The sequence below is a fragment of the Subtercola boreus genome, assembly GCF_003399635.1.
Classification (GTDB): domain Bacteria; phylum Actinomycetota; class Actinomycetes; order Actinomycetales; family Microbacteriaceae; genus Subtercola; species Subtercola boreus_B.
Map to the genome: position 1 here is coordinate 1 of NZ_NBXB01000057.1, position 1,514 is coordinate 1,514.

Annotated in this window: 2 protein-coding genes; both read right to left on the minus strand. The window is 64.9% G+C overall.

Translation table 11 applies throughout. The annotated features are described in order from the left end of the window. Positions 1-69: 69 nt before the first annotated feature. The gene (istB, locus tag B7R22_RS18125; RefSeq protein WP_116413095.1) at positions 70-864 is read right to left on the minus strand and encodes an IS21-like element helper ATPase IstB; all 795 of its coding nucleotides are present in this window, start codon (positions 862-864) and stop codon (positions 70-72) included. Beyond that, positions 864-1,514: Mu transposase domain-containing protein (locus B7R22_RS18130; RefSeq protein ID WP_437184161.1), on the minus strand; the 651-nt coding region annotated here is incomplete at its 5' end. The genes istB and B7R22_RS18130, both read right to left, overlap by 1 nt.

Consider the following 1,514-nt stretch of genomic DNA (forward strand, 5'->3'; position numbering starts at 1 on the left):
TGTCAACGTCGGGTGAATCTTGACCCCGTATCGTCAAAAGAAAGTTGACCCCTCGGGTTGGTCTTTTGGTTACGCGGTCGCTGCGGGTTGTTCTCGTTTGAGGATTTCGCGGCGGCTTCTGGTTCGGTAGGAATCGCCGGTGAGGGTGATGACCTCGGCGTGATGCACGAGGCGGTCGATCATCGCGGCGGCAACGATGTCGTCGGAGAAGATCTCGCCCCACCGGCCGAAGGGCATGTTCGAGGTCACGAGAATCGCGCCTTGCTCGTAACGCGCCGCGACGAGCTGGAAGAACAGGTTCGCGGCGTCGTGATCGAACGCGAGGTACCCGATCTCGTCGATGATCAGCAGCTTGTAGCGGCGTAACCGTTTCAGTTCCTGCTCGAGCCGTCCCGCGGCGAGGGCGGTCTTCAGCCGGGCAACCCAGCCGGTCGCGGTGTCGAACAGCACGGGGTAGCCGGCCTGGATCGCTTTGACTCCGAGGCCGATCGCGAGGTGAGTCTTCCCGACCCCGGGAGGCCCTAGGAGGACCACGTTCTCTGCCTTTGCTATCCAGGTCGTGGTCGACAGGTGCGCGAGGATGTCACGGCGAAGCGAGGGCTGATGATCGAGGTTGAACTCATCAAGGGTCTTCACGTGCGGGAAGTGAGCGCCCCCGATCCGCAAGCTCGTGCCGTGCGCTTCACGGTCCGCGACCTGACGTTGCAGCACGGTCGCGAGGTATTCCTCATGCGACCAGCCGGCGTCGCGGGCGGTGTCGCCGAGCTCTTCCCATACCCGCCCGATCGTGGGCGTCTTCAGCACCCGGGCAAGGTACGCGATCGTGGAAGCCAGTTCCTTCCCTGACACTGTGACGGCGGCCATCAGCTGGCCGCCGTCGGGGTCGTGACAGCGAAGTCGCTGCCGAACAGGGCGTCGTAATCGGATAAAACCCGAAGCGTCACCGGATGCCCGTCGGCGTGACGGCGTTCGGCTCGTTCCCTGGCCTGCCTGTCGTCGGCGAGGGACTTCCGTAACCCTTTCGCGGCGGTGACGTGGGCGGGGTCGCTGATCGTGGCGTGTTTCGCCCAGCACCGTTCGTGCACACCAACGACACCGCCACCACTGGTGATCGTGACCGTCGCCGCGGTTGCATGGATGTCGACGAACCGGCTGATGAAGCGAGGATCCACGGAGTAGTCATTCGAGTCGACCCGGACGTAGTAGTCCCTCGCTAACCTGACCCGGGAACGCAGCCCGGTCGACGGCGCGACCGGCGGCAACGCGATCATCGCCGCCAGGTCGTTGGCGAGTGCCTCCTCGGGCCGGCGGCCCGTGGAGCGCACCAGCCGGGCGTTTGCCCTCGGCAACCATTCACCGAGCTGGGCGTTGAAATCCGTCGGCGACACGAACGTACGCCCCGGCAGGAACGACGTCTCCAGGTAACCGTTGTTCCGTTCCACGAGACCTTTGAACTCCGGGTCCCGGGCAGGCGCGAGCCGGATCCTCGTCGCCAAGGTACCCGCGAACGACGC

What these genes read in the sequence shown, in the direction of transcription:
- istB (WP_116413095.1), bottom strand. Translation starts at nt 864, where the DNA reads ATGGCCGCCGTCACAGTGTCAGGGAAGGAACTGGCTTCCACGATCGCG.